Consider the following 278-nt stretch of genomic DNA (forward strand, 5'->3'; position numbering starts at 1 on the left):
CCATTGGGCAGGCAGTGGCCGTAAGAATTGATGGCGATAAGGTCATTTTTGACACCTGTAGATTTCTTGGCTTTCAGGATACCTTGTACACTCATGGCAAGAACAGCAGGCAATATTACCGCAACTGCTATATAGAAGGTACTACAGATTTTATTTTTGGATGGTCTACAGCAGTATTCGAAAATTGCGAGATCTATTCAAAAGAAGAAGGACATTACATCACAGCAGCTTCCACAGAAGAAGGTACCGACCACGGTTTTGTTTTTCTGAATTGCAAT

1 protein-coding gene is annotated in these 278 nt (G+C 41.4%); it reads left to right on the forward strand.

Going from position 1 to position 278, the window contains the following annotated elements; translation table 11 throughout:
* A partial coding sequence (locus tag HC176_RS19500; RefSeq protein ID WP_245234981.1) for a pectinesterase family protein occupies positions 1-278 on the forward strand: 278 nt, incomplete at both ends.

Source organism: Tamlana crocina (genome assembly GCF_012037625.1).